The sequence below is a fragment of the Flavobacterium chungnamense genome, assembly GCF_039539165.1.
GTDB lineage: Bacteria > Bacteroidota > Bacteroidia > Flavobacteriales > Flavobacteriaceae > Flavobacterium > Flavobacterium chungnamense.
In genome coordinates this window covers 57,097-75,105 of record NZ_BAABCS010000017.1, presented here as the reverse complement: position 1 = coordinate 75,105, position 18,009 = coordinate 57,097, and the positions used below count along the sequence as shown (strand labels likewise).

At 31.9% G+C, this 18,009-nt stretch carries 16 protein-coding genes and 1 pseudogene; 9 read left to right on the top strand and 8 right to left on the bottom strand.

Annotated elements, in window-relative coordinates; translation table 11 throughout:
* The first annotated feature begins 126 nt into the window (after positions 1 to 126).
* From ABD771_RS09345 to ABD771_RS09320, 6 genes are all read left to right on the top strand, one after another.
* On the top strand, positions 127 to 837 hold the full coding sequence (locus tag ABD771_RS09345; RefSeq protein ID WP_345093867.1) for a toxin-antitoxin system YwqK family antitoxin: 711 nt from the start codon (positions 127 to 129) through the stop codon (positions 835 to 837).
* A gap of 104 nt (positions 838 to 941) precedes the next feature.
* On the top strand, positions 942 to 2,129 hold the full coding sequence (mnmA, locus tag ABD771_RS09340) for a tRNA 2-thiouridine(34) synthase MnmA (RefSeq protein WP_345093865.1): 1,188 nt from the start codon (positions 942 to 944) through the stop codon (positions 2,127 to 2,129).
* 26 nt (positions 2,130 to 2,155) lie between these two features.
* A complete protein-coding gene (locus ABD771_RS09335; protein ID WP_345093863.1) occupies positions 2,156 to 3,766 on the top strand; it encodes a S8 family serine peptidase in 1,611 nt (536 codons plus the stop codon).
* A gap of 18 nt (positions 3,767 to 3,784) precedes the next feature.
* Positions 3,785 to 4,723 carry an NAD(P)H-dependent flavin oxidoreductase gene (locus ABD771_RS09330; RefSeq protein ID WP_345093861.1) on the top strand — a complete coding sequence of 313 codons (939 nt, stop codon included), beginning with the start codon at positions 3,785 to 3,787 and terminating at the stop codon, positions 4,721 to 4,723.
* Between the two features lie 113 nt (positions 4,724 to 4,836).
* Entirely contained in the window at positions 4,837 to 6,462 is a 1,626-nt protein-coding gene (gene pafA, locus ABD771_RS09325) for an alkaline phosphatase PafA (protein WP_345093859.1), read from the top strand.
* 69 nt (positions 6,463 to 6,531) lie between these two features.
* Complete coding sequence (locus tag ABD771_RS09320; protein WP_345093857.1) at positions 6,532 to 7,440, top strand: YitT family protein; 909 nt, start codon at positions 6,532 to 6,534, stop codon at positions 7,438 to 7,440.
* A 127-nt stretch (positions 7,441 to 7,567) separates the two neighbouring features.
* Here the strand turns inward: ABD771_RS09320 and ABD771_RS09315 are convergent, their stop codons facing one another.
* From ABD771_RS09315 to lysA, 3 genes are all read right to left on the bottom strand, one after another.
* On the bottom strand, positions 7,568 to 8,197 hold the full coding sequence (locus ABD771_RS09315) for a hypothetical protein (protein WP_345093855.1): 630 nt from the start codon (positions 8,195 to 8,197) through the stop codon (positions 7,568 to 7,570).
* Between the two features lie 261 nt (positions 8,198 to 8,458).
* Complete coding sequence (locus ABD771_RS09310) at positions 8,459 to 9,298, bottom strand: alpha/beta hydrolase family protein (protein ID WP_345093853.1); 840 nt, start codon at positions 9,296 to 9,298, stop codon at positions 8,459 to 8,461.
* A gap of 279 nt (positions 9,299 to 9,577) precedes the next feature.
* Positions 9,578 to 10,783, bottom strand: a complete 1,206-nt coding sequence (gene lysA / locus ABD771_RS09305) for a diaminopimelate decarboxylase (protein WP_345093851.1) — start codon at positions 10,781 to 10,783, stop codon at positions 9,578 to 9,580.
* Between the two features lie 278 nt (positions 10,784 to 11,061).
* Between lysA and sucC the strand changes: the two genes are divergently transcribed.
* Positions 11,062 to 12,255, top strand: a complete 1,194-nt coding sequence (gene sucC, locus ABD771_RS09300) for an ADP-forming succinate--CoA ligase subunit beta (protein WP_345093849.1) — start codon at positions 11,062 to 11,064, stop codon at positions 12,253 to 12,255.
* 62 nt (positions 12,256 to 12,317) lie between these two features.
* On the opposite strand, the gene ABD771_RS09295 is transcribed toward sucC, so the two are convergent.
* From ABD771_RS09295 to ABD771_RS09285, 3 genes are all read right to left on the bottom strand, one after another.
* Positions 12,318 to 12,524: a YgaP family membrane protein gene (locus ABD771_RS09295; RefSeq protein WP_345093847.1), complete on the bottom strand. Its 207-nt coding sequence runs from the start codon at positions 12,522 to 12,524 to the stop codon at positions 12,318 to 12,320.
* A gap of 84 nt (positions 12,525 to 12,608) precedes the next feature.
* The gene (locus ABD771_RS09290) at positions 12,609 to 13,049 is read right to left on the bottom strand and encodes a DUF1456 family protein (protein ID WP_345093844.1); all 441 of its coding nucleotides are present in this window, start codon (positions 13,047 to 13,049) and stop codon (positions 12,609 to 12,611) included.
* Positions 13,050 to 13,114: 65 nt separating this feature from the next.
* The gene (locus tag ABD771_RS09285) at positions 13,115 to 13,918 is read right to left on the bottom strand and encodes an alpha/beta hydrolase (RefSeq protein WP_345093842.1); all 804 of its coding nucleotides are present in this window, start codon (positions 13,916 to 13,918) and stop codon (positions 13,115 to 13,117) included.
* A 59-nt stretch (positions 13,919 to 13,977) separates the two neighbouring features.
* Between ABD771_RS09285 and ABD771_RS09280 the strand changes: the two genes are divergently transcribed.
* Positions 13,978 to 14,379: a tellurite resistance TerB family protein gene (locus ABD771_RS09280; protein ID WP_345093840.1), complete on the top strand. Its 402-nt coding sequence runs from the start codon at positions 13,978 to 13,980 to the stop codon at positions 14,377 to 14,379.
* Between the two features lie 568 nt (positions 14,380 to 14,947).
* Here the strand turns inward: ABD771_RS09280 and ABD771_RS09275 are convergent.
* On the bottom strand, positions 14,948 to 15,424 hold the full coding sequence (locus tag ABD771_RS09275; protein ID WP_345093838.1) for a hypothetical protein: 477 nt from the start codon (positions 15,422 to 15,424) through the stop codon (positions 14,948 to 14,950).
* Positions 15,425 to 15,589: 165 nt separating this feature from the next.
* Here ABD771_RS09275 and ABD771_RS09270 point away from each other — a divergent pair.
* Positions 15,590 to 16,558 (top strand): annotated as a pseudogene (locus tag ABD771_RS09270) (transposase); the annotation flags it as partial.
* Between the two features lie 94 nt (positions 16,559 to 16,652).
* Here ABD771_RS09270 and ABD771_RS09265 read toward each other — a convergent pair.
* On the bottom strand, positions 16,653 to 17,864 hold the full coding sequence (locus ABD771_RS09265; RefSeq protein ID WP_345093834.1) for an energy transducer TonB: 1,212 nt from the start codon (positions 17,862 to 17,864) through the stop codon (positions 16,653 to 16,655).
* Positions 17,865 to 18,009 lie beyond the last annotated feature (145 nt).

The following is an 18,009-nucleotide window of genomic DNA, read 5'->3' as shown; positions in this document are numbered from 1 at the left end:
AGTAACAAAAGTATACAAATATTTTAATTTTCAAATAATTTTTTTGCACTACACTTTTTTTGGAACTAAATTTGCCATAATAAAATACTATTAATATAGTTATACAGATAATAGAAAGAATTACATATGAAATATTTACTACTGAGTTTATTTTTTACAATTTCAATCTTTGCTCAAGACATCAATAAGTTGGATGAAAAAGGTAAAAAGCATGGAATATGGAAAGGTATTTACGAAGAATCTAAGCGTCCCAGATACGAAGGAACATTCAATCATGGAAAAGAAACAGGAATATTCAAGTTTTTTGATGATACTAAAGATGGAATCGTAATAGCTACAAGAGAGTTTAATGCAAAAGATAATTCTTGCTACACTATTTTCTATAATCAAAAAGGAAATAAAGTTAGTGAAGGTAAAGTGGCAAATAAAAAGTATGAAGGTGAGTGGAAATATTATCATGAAGATTCCCCACAAATTATGACTCAAGAATTTTACAAAAATGGAAAGTTAGAAGGAGTTAGAAAAGTATTTTATGTAAGTGGAAAAATCGCAGAAGAATGCAATTACACAGCAGGCATCAAAAATGGAGCTTACAAAAAATATACAGAAACCGGAATCATCATTGAAGAAAGTAACTATAAAAATGGAGAATTCGATGGTCCTGCGGTCTTTAAAAGTTCTGACAATGTAGTAATGGCAAAAGGAAATTTTGTAAATGGAAAAAAAGAAGGAATATGGGAATTTTTCAAAAACGGAAAAAGAGTAAAAGAAAACATGAGCAAACAAAAGGTTAGAAAGTTTGTAAAAAAACCAATGACTCGAGAGGAAGATAGATAATTTGATAATAAATAATATTTACCAAAGTATATGTTTTAACAATTAAAGCATATACTTTTTTTGTTTTTATTAATGTAAATTTGCATTTAAATAAAAGTATTAAAATGAAACGTGTTGTCGTCGGACTTTCTGGTGGTGTAGATTCTAGTGTTGCTGCTTATCTTTTAAAGGAGCAGGGCTACGAAGTAATCGGTCTTTTTATGAAAAATTGGCACGATGATTCTGTTACAATATCTAACGAATGTCCTTGGTTGGAAGATAGTAATGATGCACTTTTAGTAGCTGAAAAACTTGGAATTCCTTTCCAAACAGTAGATTTAAGCGAACAATACAAAGAAAAGATTGTAGATTACATGTTCAAAGAATATGAAAACGGACGAACTCCAAATCCAGATGTTCTTTGCAATCGAGAAATTAAATTTGATGTTTTCATGAAAATTGCTCTAACACTTGGTGCCAATTTTGTGGCAACAGGTCATTATTGCAGAAAAGGAGAAATCGAAGTCGATGGAAAGCCTGTTTATCAATTACTTTCAGGTAAAGATGATAACAAAGATCAATCTTATTTTCTTTGTCAATTATCTCAAGAACAATTAGCTAAATCTTTATTTCCAATTGGTGAATTAACTAAGCCTCAAGTCAGAGAAATAGCATTGCAATTGGATTTAGTAACTGCAGAAAAGAAAGATTCTCAAGGACTATGTTTCATAGGAAAAGTTCGCTTGCCCGAATTTTTACAACAACAATTGCAACCAAAAGAAGGTTTGATTTATGAAATTCCTGCGGATAGCGAAATTTATAACACTTCAAAACCTACTTTTAATTCATTAGAAGAAGAACTAATTTTTGAATCAACTTCAATTAAATATAATTCAGAAAGTGGAAAAGCAGTTGGAAAGCATCAAGGTGCTCACTATTTCACAATCGGTCAACGAAAAGGATTAAATGTTGGCGGTACAAAGGAAGCACTTTTTATAATAGCTACCGATGTTAAATCCAATGCGATTTATACCGGACAAGGACACAATCATCCTGGTTTATTTAAGAAAGCTTTGAAAGTAAATTCCTCTGAAATTCATTGGGTAAGAGAAGATTTAAAACTTAAAAATGGCGAGTCAATGCAAGTAATGGCTCGTATTCGTTATAGACAAGAATTGCAACAAGCAACCTTATATCAATTTGAAAGCGGACTTTATGTTTACTTCGACCAACCACAATCAGCAATAACAGAAGGACAATTTGTTGCATGGAATATTGAAGATGAATTAGTTGGTTCGGGAGTAATTTCGTAATTTAGTACTTTCTAAAAATAAAAGCTATGAAGAAAATCCTACTATTAATTGCTTTATTTGTGTCATTTGCCTCTTTTTCCCAAGAAGATGCATGGGTGTATTTTAGTGATAAACCCAACGCACAAACTTATTTGAACAATCCGTTAACGATGCTAACCCAAAGGGCATTAGATAGAAGAACGGCTCAAGGAATAGCATTAAATGTTAATGATGTTCCAGTTGCACAAACGTACATAGATCAAGTTGATGCTGCCACAGGAATTATGGTTAAAGCCAAATCAAAATGGCTTAATTGTGTTCATGTGAGAGGTACAGAAACTGATATTAACGCTTTAGAAAGTCTTCCTTTTGTAAGTCAAGTAGTTTTTGCAGACAATTCTCTAAACGCAAAAGCTGCAATCAGAAAAAAAAATAAACCAGTCAATAAGCAAATGAATGTGCAAACAACTTTTGCTTATGGGAATTCAGCCAATCAAATAGAAATGCTTAACGGACATTTGTTGCATCAAGCAAATTATACTGGTACTGGTAAAATAATTGCAGTTCTTGATTCAGGTTTTTTAAATGTAAATACGGCGCAACCTTTTCAGAGACTATTCAACAATAATTTAATACTTGGCGGATACAATTATGTTAGTCAAAATACTAATGTTTATTCTTTACACAATCATGGAACTATGACGCTCTCATGTATGGGTGGATTTACAGATGGTCAACTAGTAGGAACAGCTCCAGATGCTCAATATTATTTATTCGTAACAGAAGATGTTTCTGAAGAAAATCCAGTTGAGGAAAGTTATTGGGTGGAAGCAGCAGAAGAAGCCGATAGGCTAGGAGCTGATATTATTTCTACTTCTTTAGGTTACTTTGGCTATGATAATCCAAATTATAGCTATACTTACTCTCAAATGACTGGAAACATTGCTTTTGCTTCTAAAGGTGCTAATATTGCTTTTACTAAAGGAATGGTAGTAGTTGCTAGTGCAGGTAATTCTGGTAACTCTGCAGATCCACATATTGGAGTTCCAGCTGAAGCTACAAATGTTCTTGCTGTTGGTGCTGTAAGATTTGACGAAAGTTATGCTACTTTCAGTTCCATCGGACCTTCATTTGATGGAAGAGTAAAACCAGATGTTATGGCCAAAGGTCAAGCGACAACTCTTTCTAATACCGATGGAGATATTGTAACAGCAAGCGGTACGTCATTCTCATGTCCAGTTATGGCTGGAATGATTGCTAGTTTTTGGCAAGCTGTTCCCAATCTAACTAATCAACAAGTTGTAGATTTTGTAAAACAATCTGCGGATAGATTTACCAATCCTACCACACAATTTGGCTATGGTATTCCAGATTTTCAATTGGCTTTGCAAAATGCTTTGCTTAATGTTGGTGAAAATCAAATTGAGCAATTTCAATTTTTTCCAAATCCTACAAATGCTAATGTAACTTTCGTTTCACCAGATGTTGTTCTTGGTTCTTCAGTCAAATTTTACAATAATTTAGGACAATTAGTTTTGTCAAAAAATATTGAGAATCCGATTCAAAATCTTTCTCTTGAAAGTCTAAATGCTGGAATTTATTACTTTACAATTTCAACTTCAGAAAAAGTACTTCAAGGAAAAATTATCAAAAATTAATTTCTGAATTTCGATTCAATGAATAGAATAACACAACTTTTCAATATACAATATCCTATTATTCAAGGTGGAATGATATGGAATTCTGGTTACAAGTTAGCAAGCGCCGTAAGTAATGCTGGCGGATTAGGATTAATTGGCGCAGGTTCAATGTATCCAGATGTTTTGCGAGAACACATTCAAAAATGCAAAAAAGCAACGGACAAACCTTTTGGTGTAAATGTTCCGATGTTGTATCCAAATATTGAAGAAATTATTCAGATAATTATTGAAGAAGGTGTAAAAATAGTCTTCACTTCTGCAGGAAACCCAAAAACTTGGACTTCACATTTAAAAGCCAACGGAATTACAGTAGTTCATGTTGTGAGTAGTTCAAAATTTGCTCTTAAAGCACAAGAAGCAGGAGTTGATGCAGTAGTTGCTGAAGGATTTGAAGCAGGAGGACACAATGGAATAGAGGAAACAACTACGTTAACTTTAATTCCGATGGTGAAAGAAAATATTTCTATTCCACTAATTGCAGCTGGAGGAATTGCAACTGGTCGTGGAATGTTAGCAGCAATGGTTCTTGGTGCTGACGGAGTTCAAATGGGAAGTCGTTTTGTGGCTTCTACAGAAAGTTCAGCACACGATAATTTTAAGAAAACAGTTATCGAAACTGGTGAAGGTGAAACACAATTAACCTTAAAAGAATTAGCTCCAGTTCGTTTAATTAAGAATAAATTTTATAACGATTTACAAGAATTGTATACCAAATGTCCAACCAAAGAAGATTTGGAAACGCTTTTGGGAAAACGAAGAGCTAAACGAGGAATGTTCGAAGGTGATTTAATTGAAGGTGAACTAGAAATAGGTCAAATAGCTGGATTAATTCACGATATAAAACCAGTAGATGAAATTATAAAAGAAATTATTACTGAGTTTGAATTAGCCAAAAAAGAAGTTACTACATTTTAATAATAAAGAAGAGGTTCTAATTTAGAATCTCTTTTTATTTTACAGAATTCTTAAGAATTACTTCACGTCTATTTCCTTTCAAATCCCTATTTTTGTACAAATAATTTAAATCCATGAAAAAATTACTTTTACTTATTGTTTTTATTCTAGTTTCTAATTTGCAAGCACAACAAAGACCTAAGCTTGTAGTTGGTGTTGTTGTAGACCAAATGCGAATGGAATATTTATATCGTTTTAAAAATGATTTTTCAGAAAATGGTTTTAAACGAATTATGAATAAAGGATATGTTTTTCATAATGCACATTTCAATTATATGCCAACTTATACAGGGCCAGGTCATGCCTCTGTTTATACAGGAGCAACACCATCGGTTCACGGAATTGTAGGAAATGAATGGTTTAGTAGAACAACTGGTAAGGAAAGATATTGTACTGATGACGAATCGGTTCAAACCCTAGGAGACGGAACAAAAGCAGAAGGTGAAATGTCTCCTAAGAACTTATTGTCAACTACTATAACTGACGAACTTAGAATGGGAACCAACTTCAAAGGAAAAGTTATTGGTATGAGCATTAAAGATAGAGGCGCCATTTTACCAGCTGGTCATTTTGCCAATTGGGCTTTTTGGTATAGTAAAACTGGAGCTTTTATCTCAAGTACTTTTTACGGAGAAAAATTACCAGATTGGGTAACTGAATTCAATTATCAAAAGAACTATTTAAACTACATTAATCAAGGTTGGAATTTATACAAACCTGCTGCAACATATAATGAAAGTGACGCAGATGATAGTCCTTATGAGGGAAAATTATATGGAGTTGATAAGCCAGTTTTTCCATATGATTTAAAAAAAATGTATGAGAAAAATGATGCTGGAGTTTTAAGAGTTACACCATTTGGAAATAATCTTTTGGCTGATTTTGCTATGAAAGCCATCGAAAAAGAAGAACTTGGAAAAGATGAAAACACTGATTTTTTAGCCATAAGTTTTTCATCAACAGATTATGTTGGACATGTACTTGGGCCACGTTCTATGGAATTGCAAGACACTTATTTGCGATTAGACCAAACCATGGCTGACTTGCTTGCTTATTTAGATAAAAATGTGGGTAAAGGAAATTATTTACTTTTTTTAACTGCAGATCATGCATGCGCTGAAAATGCTAATTTTCTTAAAAACAATAAGTTGAATGTAAAAAACATTGAATACAAAGAAATTTCTAAAGCCATCAAAAAGTTCTCTACTGATACTTATAACGAAGATTTTGTGACTAATTATTCTAATTTTAATTTGTATTTGAACAAAACAAAAATCAAAGAAAAAGGACTTGAATATTCAAAAGTGGAACAATCTTTCAAAGATTTTTTAATGACACAAGAGCAAGTTAAAAAAGTTTATGATGAAGAGGAAATCACACATTCTTGCGGAAATGATTATTATTTAGATATGATTGCAAATGGCTACGATGCAAAAGAAGATGGCAATTTAGTGATATTAGATAAACCTGGTTACATTCAATATGGTCCAACAGGAACTTCTCACGGAACGCCTTATGCTTATGATACGCACGCACCATTATTGTTTTTTGGTTGGAACATTCCGGCAGGTGAAAGTCATGAAAAGAAATACATCACACAAATTGCTCCGACTTTAGCACAGAAATTAGGAATTACTTTTCCAAATGGCTCCGAATGTGAAGTTTTAGAAGAGGTTTTTGTAACTAAAAAAGCAAAATAATAGTTAATTTAAAGCATTTCATTTTTCTTTCTTTTTAAATTTTTGTATCTTGTTATAAAATGAAGATATATGAAATTGATATTTGATTCCTTATTTAGAAAAAGTGCTAGCATTCCACAATTAGTTTACACACGTTACATAAAAGATTTTATCTTGATATGTATTGGTGTAGTCATGGCGAGCATTGGCTTGAAAGAATTTCTTTTACCAAACGACTTTTTAGATGGTGGCGCAATGGGATTATCACTTCTAACAGAGATAATGACTGGTGTTGAATTATCATTTTTGATTGTTTTAATCAATTTACCTTTCATCATTATTGGAGCTAAGCAAATATCAATGGAATTTGCAGTTAAAAGTGCTTTAGCCATTTTAGCGTTATCACTTTTGGTACATTTCATCACTTTACCAGCTATTACTAATGATAAATTATTAATATCTGTTTTTGGTGGATTTTTTCTTGGTGCTGGAATTGGTTTTGCCATTCGTGGTGGCGCAGTCATTGACGGAACAGAGGTTTTAGCAATCTATGTAAGCAAAAAAACGAGTTTGTCTGTAGGCGATTTTATTTCGGTTTTCAATGTGATTTTGTTTTCCTTTTCTGCTTTGTTAGTTAGTGTTGAAACCGCAATGTATTCGATGTTGACTTATTTCGCTGCATCCAAAACAGTTGATTTCATTATTAATGGTATTGAAGAATACATTGGTGTAACCATAGTGTCAAGAAACGCAACCGAAGTCAAGCAAGCCATAATCGATAATTTAGGTCGTGGAGTAACAGTTTATAATTCAGAAAGCGGTTATGGAAAAACAGGTGTAAATTTTAATGAAAATAAAATCCTTTTTTGCGTAGTAACTCGTCTAGAAGTAACAAGATTACTACTTGAAATTGATAAAATTGACGAAGAAGCCTTCGTAGTGCAACATTCCATAAAAGATACCAAAGGCGGAATGATTAAAAAACGACCGTTGCATTAGAATATAAAATCCACTAATAATTTTAGTGGATTTTTTTATCTTTATCAGTATCGATTAGTTATTTGGAAATCAATTCTATAAATACTAAAGTAGAAAATTTATAAAAAATCTTCTGTTAGCAAATTACTTATTCTATAATACGATTAGTGTTTCTAAATGCGGAAACTAATTCAGAATATTGATTTAAATTACACAAAGTCGGTTTCCATTTTTCATAACCTTCATTTTGTCTAATAACAAAGTGCTTATCGTGAATAGTAGCAATTTTATGCTCAAAATAGTCATAGCCAATATAATTCCAGTTATAAATATTTGATGAAATATTGCTTCTAAAATATCCAGTTAAGTAAGGTTGTTTGTTAACGCAAATAACAAATTGAATTCCAGATTTCATGTTTGGTTTCAGTTGAGTTATTTTTTGTTTACCAATTTCTGAGAGTATAAACTCATTTTTCTTAAGATTTAATTTTAGAATGTCTTCGTCTGCTATTAACGGTTTACTTTCAATATTTTCTTTGTTAACAGTAAATTTTCCGCCATAAATGAATTGTTTTGATATAGAATCATAATTGCAATCTTTTACATTTTCTAAATTCTTATTGTATTTGATGTTTTTTAGTTTTACATATTCTAAGACTGGAATTCCTTCGGTTGTTCTTACTCTATTTTTCAATAAATAAATCTCTATCTTTTCTTCATGATTTTTACAAGAAAATAGAAATGATACAAATAATAAAATTGAAAGTATTTTCTTCATTGTCAAGTTGATAAAAGTTTATCCGATAGCACACATTTGCAATCCGTGCCCACAAACAAAGTCAAACCAAAAATACAAATTTAAACTTCAAATCATGCGGAATGATTAAAAAACGTCCGTTACATTAAAAATAAAAAATCCACCAAAAATATTAGTGGGATTTTTTTATCTTTATCAGTATGGATTAGTTATTTGGAACTCAATTTCAATAATTATCGATGTTGGCAATTTCATTAAACGATGTTTGATGAAGGTATATCATTAATGACTATTAATAAAGTTATTAAATTCAGTCTTAGCCGTTGGACTTTCAAATAGAGAGCCGTGTTCACCACCAACAATCTCAACAAACTGACTATTTTGACAATTTGTACAACTTAGCACATCTTGTTTAAAAGTTGGCCAAGAATACATTTGAATAGGCGAGTCATTTAATCCTTGAACAAATAAAATGTCAGACTTGAATCCATTTGTGAAATTAAGTAATGACCTTTGAAAGTAGGCATTCGGATTGTTTGTTGTCGTTCCATACACATTTTTAAGTTTATTACAAACAGCACCCGATTGGATTTGTCCATTTTCCTCCAATTGACATCTATAAACAAGGTTTAATGGACCTGGCGCATTAGCAATAACACCATTTGTTTGATGCATTGTATTAAGTCTTGTTACCATGTATCCTCCTTGAGAGTGTCCGCCTAAAAATATTTTTTTTACAGTTATTCCTAATTCTTGGCTTGCTTTATTTTTCAACCATAACAAAGCAGCTTCGCCTTGAACAATATTATCGCCAAATAAAACATTTTCTTGAGGATATGCAACACTTACAATCATCATATCATTTCTATCTAAAATACCTTTGAATTTATCTAGAGTTGTATTAGCTGCAGTCATTAAGTTGGAGTCATATAAAACAGTTCCGTGAAACACTAACAAGACATCAACTTCATTCAATGCTGGTTTGTCTATTACAACATCAACATTTATATTGTTATAACTAATAGACTTTGTTATTCTATATGCCACAGGTGAAGTTTGTTCTGTACTATTGTCTTTGTTACACGAGAAAAATAACAATGCAAAAAATATAAATAATCTCATAAAAATATAATTTAAATATTTATTTAGACTGTTCACTTTTAATAAGGTTTAACCCCGAAAGCACACATTTGCAATCCGTGACCAAAAACAAAGTTATACCAAAAATACAAATTTAAACTTCAAATCATACTGAATGATAAAAAAACGTCCGTTACATTAAAAAAAAATCCACTAAAATTAATTAGTGGATTTTTTTAAATATGAAATTTGTGACAATTTGAGAATTGAAAATCATCGAATACCAAAAAAAATAAATCGAATGAGATAAATTCGTGGCTTTTAAACTTCAACCACAACCTGATTCTTAATCAAATCTTCAAAAGTTTCTCTTTTACTAATTAAGTGACTTTTTCCGTCTTTCCATAAAACTTCTGCTGGTTTAAATCGCGAGTTGTAGTTAGATGCCATTGAGAAGCAATAAGCACCAGCATTTTTGAAGCATAAAACATCGCCTTCTTTTATTTCGGCAATTCTTCTGTTATTGGCAAACGTATCGGTTTCGCAGATGTAACCTACAACGGTGTAAAAACGCTCTTTTCCTTTTGGGTTAGAAATGTTTTCAATTTGGTGTTGCGAGCCATAAAACATTGGTCGAATTAAATGATTAAAACCACTATCAATTCCGGCGAAAACTGTTGAGGTTGTTTGTTTTACCACATTTACTTTGGCCAAGAAAAATCCAGCTTCACTCACAAGGAATTTTCCTGGTTCGAAAGCTAAAGTTAATGTTCTTCCATATTCTTTTTCAAAAGCTAGAAAGCGTCTCGTTAGTTTTTTACCCAATTCTTCTATGTTGGTTTCGATGTCGCCTTTTTTGTAAGGAACTTTGAATCCTGAACCAAAGTCAAGAAAATCTAATTCTTTGAATTGTTTTGCAGCATCAAATAGAATTTCTGCAGCATAAAGAAAAACTTCAATATCTAAAATATCAGAACCGGTGTGCATGTGAATTCCGTTGATGTGCATTTTGGTATTTTCAACGATGCGCAAAACGTGCGGAATTTGATAAATTGAAATTCCGAATTTACTATCAATATGACCAACAGAAATATTCTCATTTCCACCAGCCATAACGTGTGGATTGATACGAATGCAAACAGGAACTTTTGGATATTTAGTTCCAAAATGTTCTAAAACCGAAAGATTATCAATGTTGATTTGAACGCCTAATTTGGCAACTTCTTCAATTTCTTCAAAAGAAACTCCGTTAGGTGTAAATATAATTTTATCTGGAGTGAAACCAGCGTGTAAACCAAGTTGTACTTCTTGAAAAGAAACGGTATCTAAACCAGAGCCACACTTCTTTAGCAACTTCAAAATTGTGATGTTTGACAAAGCTTTCATTGCATAATTTATTCGAAGGTTTTCCACCTTAGAAAATGCAGCTGTCAAACGGTTATACTGATGCTCAATGGTTGTAGCGTCATAAACGTACAACGGACTGCCAAATTCTTCGGCAAGCGTAAGTAACTCTTTTGGTTGCATGATAAATGTTGTTATATTAAGTTGGCAAAGATAAGTTATACTACAAGCAATACAAAGCGAGTTAATATTTCTACGAATTTGGTAATTTTTGTATTGATTTTTTTCAATACCATAACAATATAGCATTGATAATAGCGGTATCTTTTACATCTGTAAGGATTCAAAAACTTAACAGTTATAAAAACTAAAATAAAGTTACTAAATTGATATACATTTCTTTTAGGTTTCATTCTATTTAATTACTTTTGTGAAACTTTTTAAACGACAAACTAATACTTATGAATATACACGAATATCAAGGTAAAGAAATTCTAGCAAAATACGGTGTACGCGTTCAACGTGGAATTGTTGCTAATAATCCTGTAGAAGCGGTTGCTGCTGCAAAACAATTGACTACTGAAACAGGTACACAATGGTATGTTATAAAAGCTCAAATTCACGCAGGTGGAAGAGGAAAAGGTGGCGGTGTTAAGTTGGCTAAAAACTTAGAACAAGTAACTACAATTTCTGAACAAATTATTGGAATGCAATTGATTACTCCGCAAACTCCACCAGAAGGAAAAACGGTTCATAAAGTTTTAATTGCCGAAGATGTGTATTATCCTGGCGAAAGTGAAACTTCAGAATTCTATATGTCAATTTTATTGAATAGAGCTACAGGAAGAAACATGATTATGTATTCTACAGAAGGTGGAATGGATATTGAAGAAGTAGCAGAACACACACCACATTTAATTTTCACTGAAGAAATCGATCCTCAAGTAGGTTTACAAGGTTTTCAAGCAAGAAGAGTAGCTTTTAATTTAGGACTTTCTGGAAATGCTTTTAAAGAAATGGTGAAATTTGTTGACTCATTATACAATGCTTACATTGGTTCTGATTCATCAATGTTTGAAATTAACCCAGTTTTAAAAACATCTGATAATAAAATTATGGCAGTTGATGCCAAAGTAAATATTGATGATAACGCTTTATACCGTCAGCCAGTTTATGCTGAAATGCGTGACGTTAGAGAAGAAAATCCAATTGAAGTTGAAGCTAAAGAAGCTGGATTAAACTATGTTGACCTTGACGGAACTGTTGGTTGTATGGTGAACGGTGCTGGATTAGCAATGGCTACAATGGATTTGATTAAATATGCAGGTTTTGAGCCAGCTAACTTCTTAGACGTTGGTGGAACTGCAGATGCAAAACGTGTGGAATTAGCTTTTAGAATTATCTTAAAAGATCCAAACGTAAAAGCAATTTTGATTAACATCTTTGGAGGAATCGTTCGTTGCGATCGTGTTGCTCAAGGTGTTGTTGATGCTTACAAAAATATGGGTGACGCAATTAAAGTGCCAATCATCGTTAGATTACAAGGTACAAATGCTGAAATTGCTAAAGAGTTAATCGATAATTCTGGAATGCCAATTTTATCTGCAGTTCAATTTCAAGAAGCTGCTGATCAAGTTCAAAAAGCGCTTTCTTAATTAGATAGAAATTATTTTATATTGAAAATCCCGAGTTTTTAGCTCGGGATTTTTTATTTAATTTACTTTTTTACCGGACAAGTATTAATTCCTAACAAAGTATATAACGGACAAAAACTTACTAGACTGGTTAAGGCAAAAACTGCTGCAATTACTACTGCTACAATTCCTAAAGTTCCATAAATTGTTCCGTTGTAGAATAAGAAAGCTAACACTGCAGCAACAATCAATCGGATTATTTTATCTGCTGTACCCATATTTTTTTTCATAACTAGTTGTTTAGTTGATTATTATAAAATAAAGGTACGCTTTATAAAATTGATACTTTGTTACATAAGTTACAAATCTATAATTTAATCCTTTTTATTCTTACCGTTTTTGTATTGTACTTTCTCTACAATTTCAACTTTTTTTACTGGTTTTTTAGCAGCGAATTTAGGTTTAGCAGCTGGCTTTTTCTTGAAATCACCTGGCTTAAACTCTTTTTTTGGAGCAGTTCCTTCTGATTTTTTAAATTCTTTTGGTTGTGCTTCTTTTTTGTGAATTGCAATTACATCCATAGGATTCTTCGGATTTTCTTTTGTTCCACGTAAGTGAATTACCAATCCGTTTAGGAAATTACGCAATACTTGATCGCCACATTCCATAAATTTTGGATGGTCTTCACTTCTAAAAAAGTTGCCAATTTCACCTTTCGACATTCTGAAATCTACCAATTTTAAGATTTCTTCTATTTGGTCGTCACGAAGCATTAAAGCTACACGTAGTTTTTTGAAAATATCGTTGTTGTTCATTTTTTACTGTATTTGAATCAAAATAGAATGTTGAATATTCAACAAGGAATTTTGAATTATGAAATTTAAAACAGCCAAAGGTACGCTTTTTTGAAACCTTCACGCCATAATTTTTCGTTGTGTTGACCATTTTTCACAATGATTTTTTTGTTCAGCATTTTACATTCACAACGTTTTGTATTCACTTGATATTCCATATTGTCTAAATCACGAACCATATCATCATCGCCTTCTTTGTCGCCGCATAGGAAATAAACTTTGGTTTTGAATGTTTTAGTTTGCTCCATTAGTTCGAAAATTTCTTTTCTGTTGAACCAAAAAGAAGGAGAGAAGCAACCTACTTTTCCAAAGATTTTAGGATATTTTAATGCGCCATAGAATGAAACCAATCCGCCGAGTGAACTCCCAAAAAGAGCTGTATTGTTGGCATTTGTTTTGGTTCTGTAGTTTTTGTCAACATAAGGTTTTAATGTTTTAACAATAAAATCTAAGTAATTATCGGCATTGCCTCCACCATATTTTTCGTGCTTGAATGGTGTTAGTTCTTCCATTCGTTTTTCGTTGCCGTGTTCGATTCCGATGACGATTACTTGTGCCGAAATACTGTCTAAAGTTTCATCAACATTCCATTCACCAACGTAGGATGTTTTGGCATCAAATAGGTTTTGTCCATCGTGCATGTAAATGACAGGGTATTTTTTCTTTGAATTACTATCATAGTCTTTTGGTAAATAAACCCAAATTTTCTTAATTGTTTTTAATTGTGGTGCTTCTATTGAAAATGATGAAACTTGTCTACTAGCAGTACTTTCTTGCGCATTTGAGGTGCAAAAAAGGATTCCAAATAAAAGGGTTAAAATGAATTTCAAGCGAATTAATTTTTAGAATTTAACAAATAATTATATTTTAGCTAAAAATAATCATTTTGATGAACACTAAGGAACAAAAATTAAGTTTATTAGCAGACATGATTGCATTTGCAATTGTTGATGGCGAATTGCACGAAAGAGAGTACATGTTTCTTTCGATAATTGCGATAGAACTAGGCATAAACAAAGACGAGTTGAAACAACTTTTTCATGAAGAAAACCGTAGTGAAATCATTAAAAGTGAGTTTGAACGCATTCAGCAATTTTATAGATTGGCACTTTTAATGCATTGCGATGGAGTTTTGCACGAAAGAGAGCAAATCAAAATACACGAAATAGGCATCAATATGGGATTGAATCCATTTGCTATGAAACGTGTTTTAAAAGCCATGGAACAATCACCAACACGAATGGTTTCACCAGATTATTTATTAGAAGTTTTTCAAGAGCAGTTGAATTAAGTACTGAAAAATGGCGAGTACCATAAACAGCTTTTAACGGCATGTATAAGCATAGTGCAGGACTTAGAAGCACTAACTTTCAATTTACCGTAAAGTTCGTTGCTTGTAAGGTGTTCATCTTTAATGCATTACGCTTATATAATGTTATCGGCTTTTTTCTTTTTCATTTGTTATAGAAATATACGTACGATACAGCAAAAACAATTAAATATGATAATGCACTAATGATATAGTGTTTAAGAGTCCTTTCAAGACTTAGTTCAAAAAATTCTTTTGTCATTCCGCTTTCTTCATCAATTAGGTGATCAAATGCTGAGTTGGCTTTTTTCTGCTTATTATAGTTGATGTAAAAAAAGACTAAGAAAAGAGGTAGATGCCAGAGAAAAAAGTGGTGTAGGTCAAAATAATAAAGTAGGTATCCATTTAAGATGGCATAACCAATAATGAAAAATACAGCATACTTGAAGTATTTATGATAGGTTGAAAATCGAAATATCTGCATCAATAATAACCATGAAAACAATGCGAAAATAACATAGTAAAGAACTTGCATATGATTGTATCTGTTTTATTGAAAATATTTATCAAGTCCCATTACGAAAGACTCTACATCTTTGTCTATGAAGTTAATAAGTTCATCCTGATTCAATTGTTTATCTTGCTCTATAACGAGTTGTGCCGAGCTATTGAATAATTTATTCATTCGTTCTGGACCTGAACCTTCCATGCTCATGAGCCTAGATAATCCTTTCATGATAATTGGGTTTAAAGTTTGGTTTCCTGTTCCTTCTTGAATGCCTTGTTCAATACACGTGGTTACAAAGTTCAAAGTTGCCCAATCGTACTCTCGGTGGAATTTTCTGTTAAACACAAAAACAAGTGCATGAATCCGTTGTAACATCACTTCAGTACAGAGATATGAAGCCGCGTTTTCATTGGAAGTCATATTCCCACATATTGTTGCTAAATTCCTGTCTGAAACAACGTCTTTTGTTGCGCGTTGAATTACTTTTGCTGTTTTTTTCTTCTTTGATGTAAAAATCATAGTTCATAGTTTTAATTACCGCTAACTTCAGACTGTGAAAAAACTTCACAATCTCATTAACAAATATATCAAAAAACTTGTACTAAAAATAGAAATGTTGTAATTTTAGTCATGCACCACATCCAAGGAATTTCTCGCCATCAGCTACAAATGAATAGCTTAGAAGACAAGATAGACGAATTTGGGAATATCATCCGACCAAAATATTTGTCAAATCACACGCATTATTCGCCTATAGATAGCGATGCGAGAGTAAGTGTAAAACCAGGCAAAGCACGCCAACTGAATTATTTTGGACAAATCGCTGTAGACGATGCGCACCACGTTATAACAGGTGCATGTTCTGACTTTGCAGACAAACGCGATAGTCAGTGTATTGAAAAAATTGTAGCACTTACCGAGGAAAATCTAAATGAAAACGATATTCAACTAGAAGAACTTTTAGCCGATGGTGGTTACAGTAGCGGCGAAGCCTTGGAATATTTACACAAAAAAAACATTGATGCCTACATCCCAAATTTCGGACAATACAAACCTTTTAGAGAAGGCTTTGTTTTTAACAAAGAACTGCATCAGTACGAATGTATAAAAGAAGGTGGCAACAACGCCATTTTGCTATTTAAAGGCGAAAAGACAGATAGTAAAGGCTATACCAAACGCACGTATCGAAGTAGCGAAAGCGATTGTAAACACTGTCCATTAAGAGAACAATGCTGCGGAAAAACCACCAAATTTAAGAAGATAGACGACAGCATACACAAAGAACATTACGATAGAATGCACCAAAAACTCACCCAAAACCCACATTATGCCAAGAAAATGGTACGTGTGCGAAGCAAAACAGTAGAGCCTGTAATTGGAACCTTGGTCAATTTCACCAACATGAAACGAATAAACACACGAGGCATACAAAACGCCAACAAACACGTGTTGATGGCAGCATTAACCTATAACCTGAAGAAATACCTGCGCTTTGTTGTGAAAAAACCATCTATTTTGAGCCAAGTTCTTTCCCTAAAACAAGGGAAGAACATCGCTTTTATAAAAACCCTCTTTTTAGACTTAAAACCCTCGATTGTCAGCTATTTAAATTTTGCAATTTGGAATTGTAGCCCAAAAAATAACCTCGCCTAAATCATCTAAAACGAGGCCGATTTTTAGAATTATCTTGATAAATTATTTTTTTTGGAGGGTTGTGCAACAGCTACGGCTGTTGTGCGTTCGTTGTTTATTTTCTTACGATATTAATTGGAATATTATATTTAACTTCTACTATTTTACCTTCTTTTATTCCTGGTTTCCATTCAGGTGAATTATTTAAAACTCTTCTTATTTCCGTTTCTGAAATACTCCCTGTTGTTCTAATTGTTAATATATTTAATTTTCCGTTCTTGTCTATAATAAATTCTATTATAGCTTTTCCTGAAACTTCATCAAAACCCCGATAATTTTCGGTTATATATTTTATAAACTTGTCATTTCCATTTTTAAAAATTGGTTTTTCATCAACTGATTTATTGTCGAAAAAAATATCTAACCCATTATCAGATGACTTTTTTTCAGAAATAATTTTATTAGGTATTGTTTTTTGAGAATTTAGGTAAAGGAAATTGGGATTAACTTTAAGTTCAATTCGTTGAAGAAATTCCCAGCCTATATTATCATAAGTTTCTGCATTAAACTTACTAATTATCTCGTCAAAAAAATTATTGAAAAAAAGTTCTTTTTCAAGATATTCCGTATCAAGACCATCTAATTTTACTTGATTAATTCCATAAATTTTATCAACATCAAATTCTCCGCTCATCATTCTAAAATTCCAATCTAAATTATATTCTTTTTTTACAATTGAATTATTTTTATCAAGGATAGCTTGGAAGTCGAATTTGTAAATATTTGGACTATAAATTCCAAGTAATGACCCATTTTTATATCTATTTTCAAGATATGTTAAAATATTTTTAATAAATTTTGCTTTGTAAACTGTATTTTCATTGTCGATTTTCCAATCGTCAACAAATTCACCATTTTCATCAAACTTTCCTTTTAAACCATTAAATTCAATTTCTCCAATTATTGTATCATTTTTAAAATTTATAGAATACTCTTTCTTTAAACCATTTTCGGATAAGCTAAATAACCATTTATCATTTTTTAGATTATTCTTATAATTTCCAGAAATTTCAACTGTAACATATTCATTTTTGTGAAAATATTGCCAAAATCCTATTTTAGAATTATTAGCAAAAGTTCCTTTTTCAAAGTGTTTTTTATCAATTGAATAATTAAATTTTCCACTAAAAATTTCTTGTTTACTTTCTAATTCGTAATATTCATAATTTGCATTTCCATTTTTAAATTTTCCATTATAAGTTTTTAAATTTTGTGAATAAACAAAAACTGATAAAGTAAAGAATATTAAAAGAAGTAATTTTTTCATGATGTTTTTTCCGGTTTTTCGGTACAATGACGCACAACTAGTGTATGAGTCTGACGTTATCATCCTAATACACCCAAATTGGGTAGGATTAGCGCCATTCGATTGCGTATTTTATTCAAATCTACAAAACTAAAAGTTATTTTGC

Coding starts and splice junctions, on each gene's coding strand:
- ABD771_RS09345 (WP_345093867.1), top strand. CDS start 127: ATGAAATATTTACTACTGAGTTTATTTTTTACAATTTCAATCTTTGCT.
- mnmA (WP_345093865.1), top strand. CDS start 942: ATGAAACGTGTTGTCGTCGGACTTTCTGGTGGTGTAGATTCTAGTGTT.
- ABD771_RS09335 (WP_345093863.1), top strand. CDS start 2,156: ATGAAGAAAATCCTACTATTAATTGCTTTATTTGTGTCATTTGCCTCT.
- ABD771_RS09330 (WP_345093861.1), top strand. CDS start 3,785: ATGAATAGAATAACACAACTTTTCAATATACAATATCCTATTATTCAA.
- pafA (WP_345093859.1), top strand. CDS start 4,837: ATGAAAAAATTACTTTTACTTATTGTTTTTATTCTAGTTTCTAATTTG.
- ABD771_RS09320 (WP_345093857.1), top strand. CDS start 6,532: ATGAAATTGATATTTGATTCCTTATTTAGAAAAAGTGCTAGCATTCCA.
- ABD771_RS09315 (WP_345093855.1), bottom strand. CDS start 8,197: ATGAAGAAAATACTTTCAATTTTATTATTTGTATCATTTCTATTTTCT.
- ABD771_RS09310 (WP_345093853.1), bottom strand. CDS start 9,298: ATGAGATTATTTATATTTTTTGCATTGTTATTTTTCTCGTGTAACAAA.
- lysA (WP_345093851.1), bottom strand. CDS start 10,783: ATGCAACCAAAAGAGTTACTTACGCTTGCCGAAGAATTTGGCAGTCCG.
- sucC (WP_345093849.1), top strand. CDS start 11,062: ATGAATATACACGAATATCAAGGTAAAGAAATTCTAGCAAAATACGGT.
- ABD771_RS09295 (WP_345093847.1), bottom strand. CDS start 12,524: ATGAAAAAAAATATGGGTACAGCAGATAAAATAATCCGATTGATTGTT.
- ABD771_RS09290 (WP_345093844.1), bottom strand. CDS start 13,049: ATGAACAACAACGATATTTTCAAAAAACTACGTGTAGCTTTAATGCTT.
- ABD771_RS09280 (WP_345093840.1), top strand. CDS start 13,978: ATGAACACTAAGGAACAAAAATTAAGTTTATTAGCAGACATGATTGCA.
- ABD771_RS09275 (WP_345093838.1), bottom strand. CDS start 15,424: ATGATTTTTACATCAAAGAAGAAAAAAACAGCAAAAGTAATTCAACGC.
- ABD771_RS09265 (WP_345093834.1), bottom strand. CDS start 17,864: ATGAAAAAATTACTTCTTTTAATATTCTTTACTTTATCAGTTTTTGTT.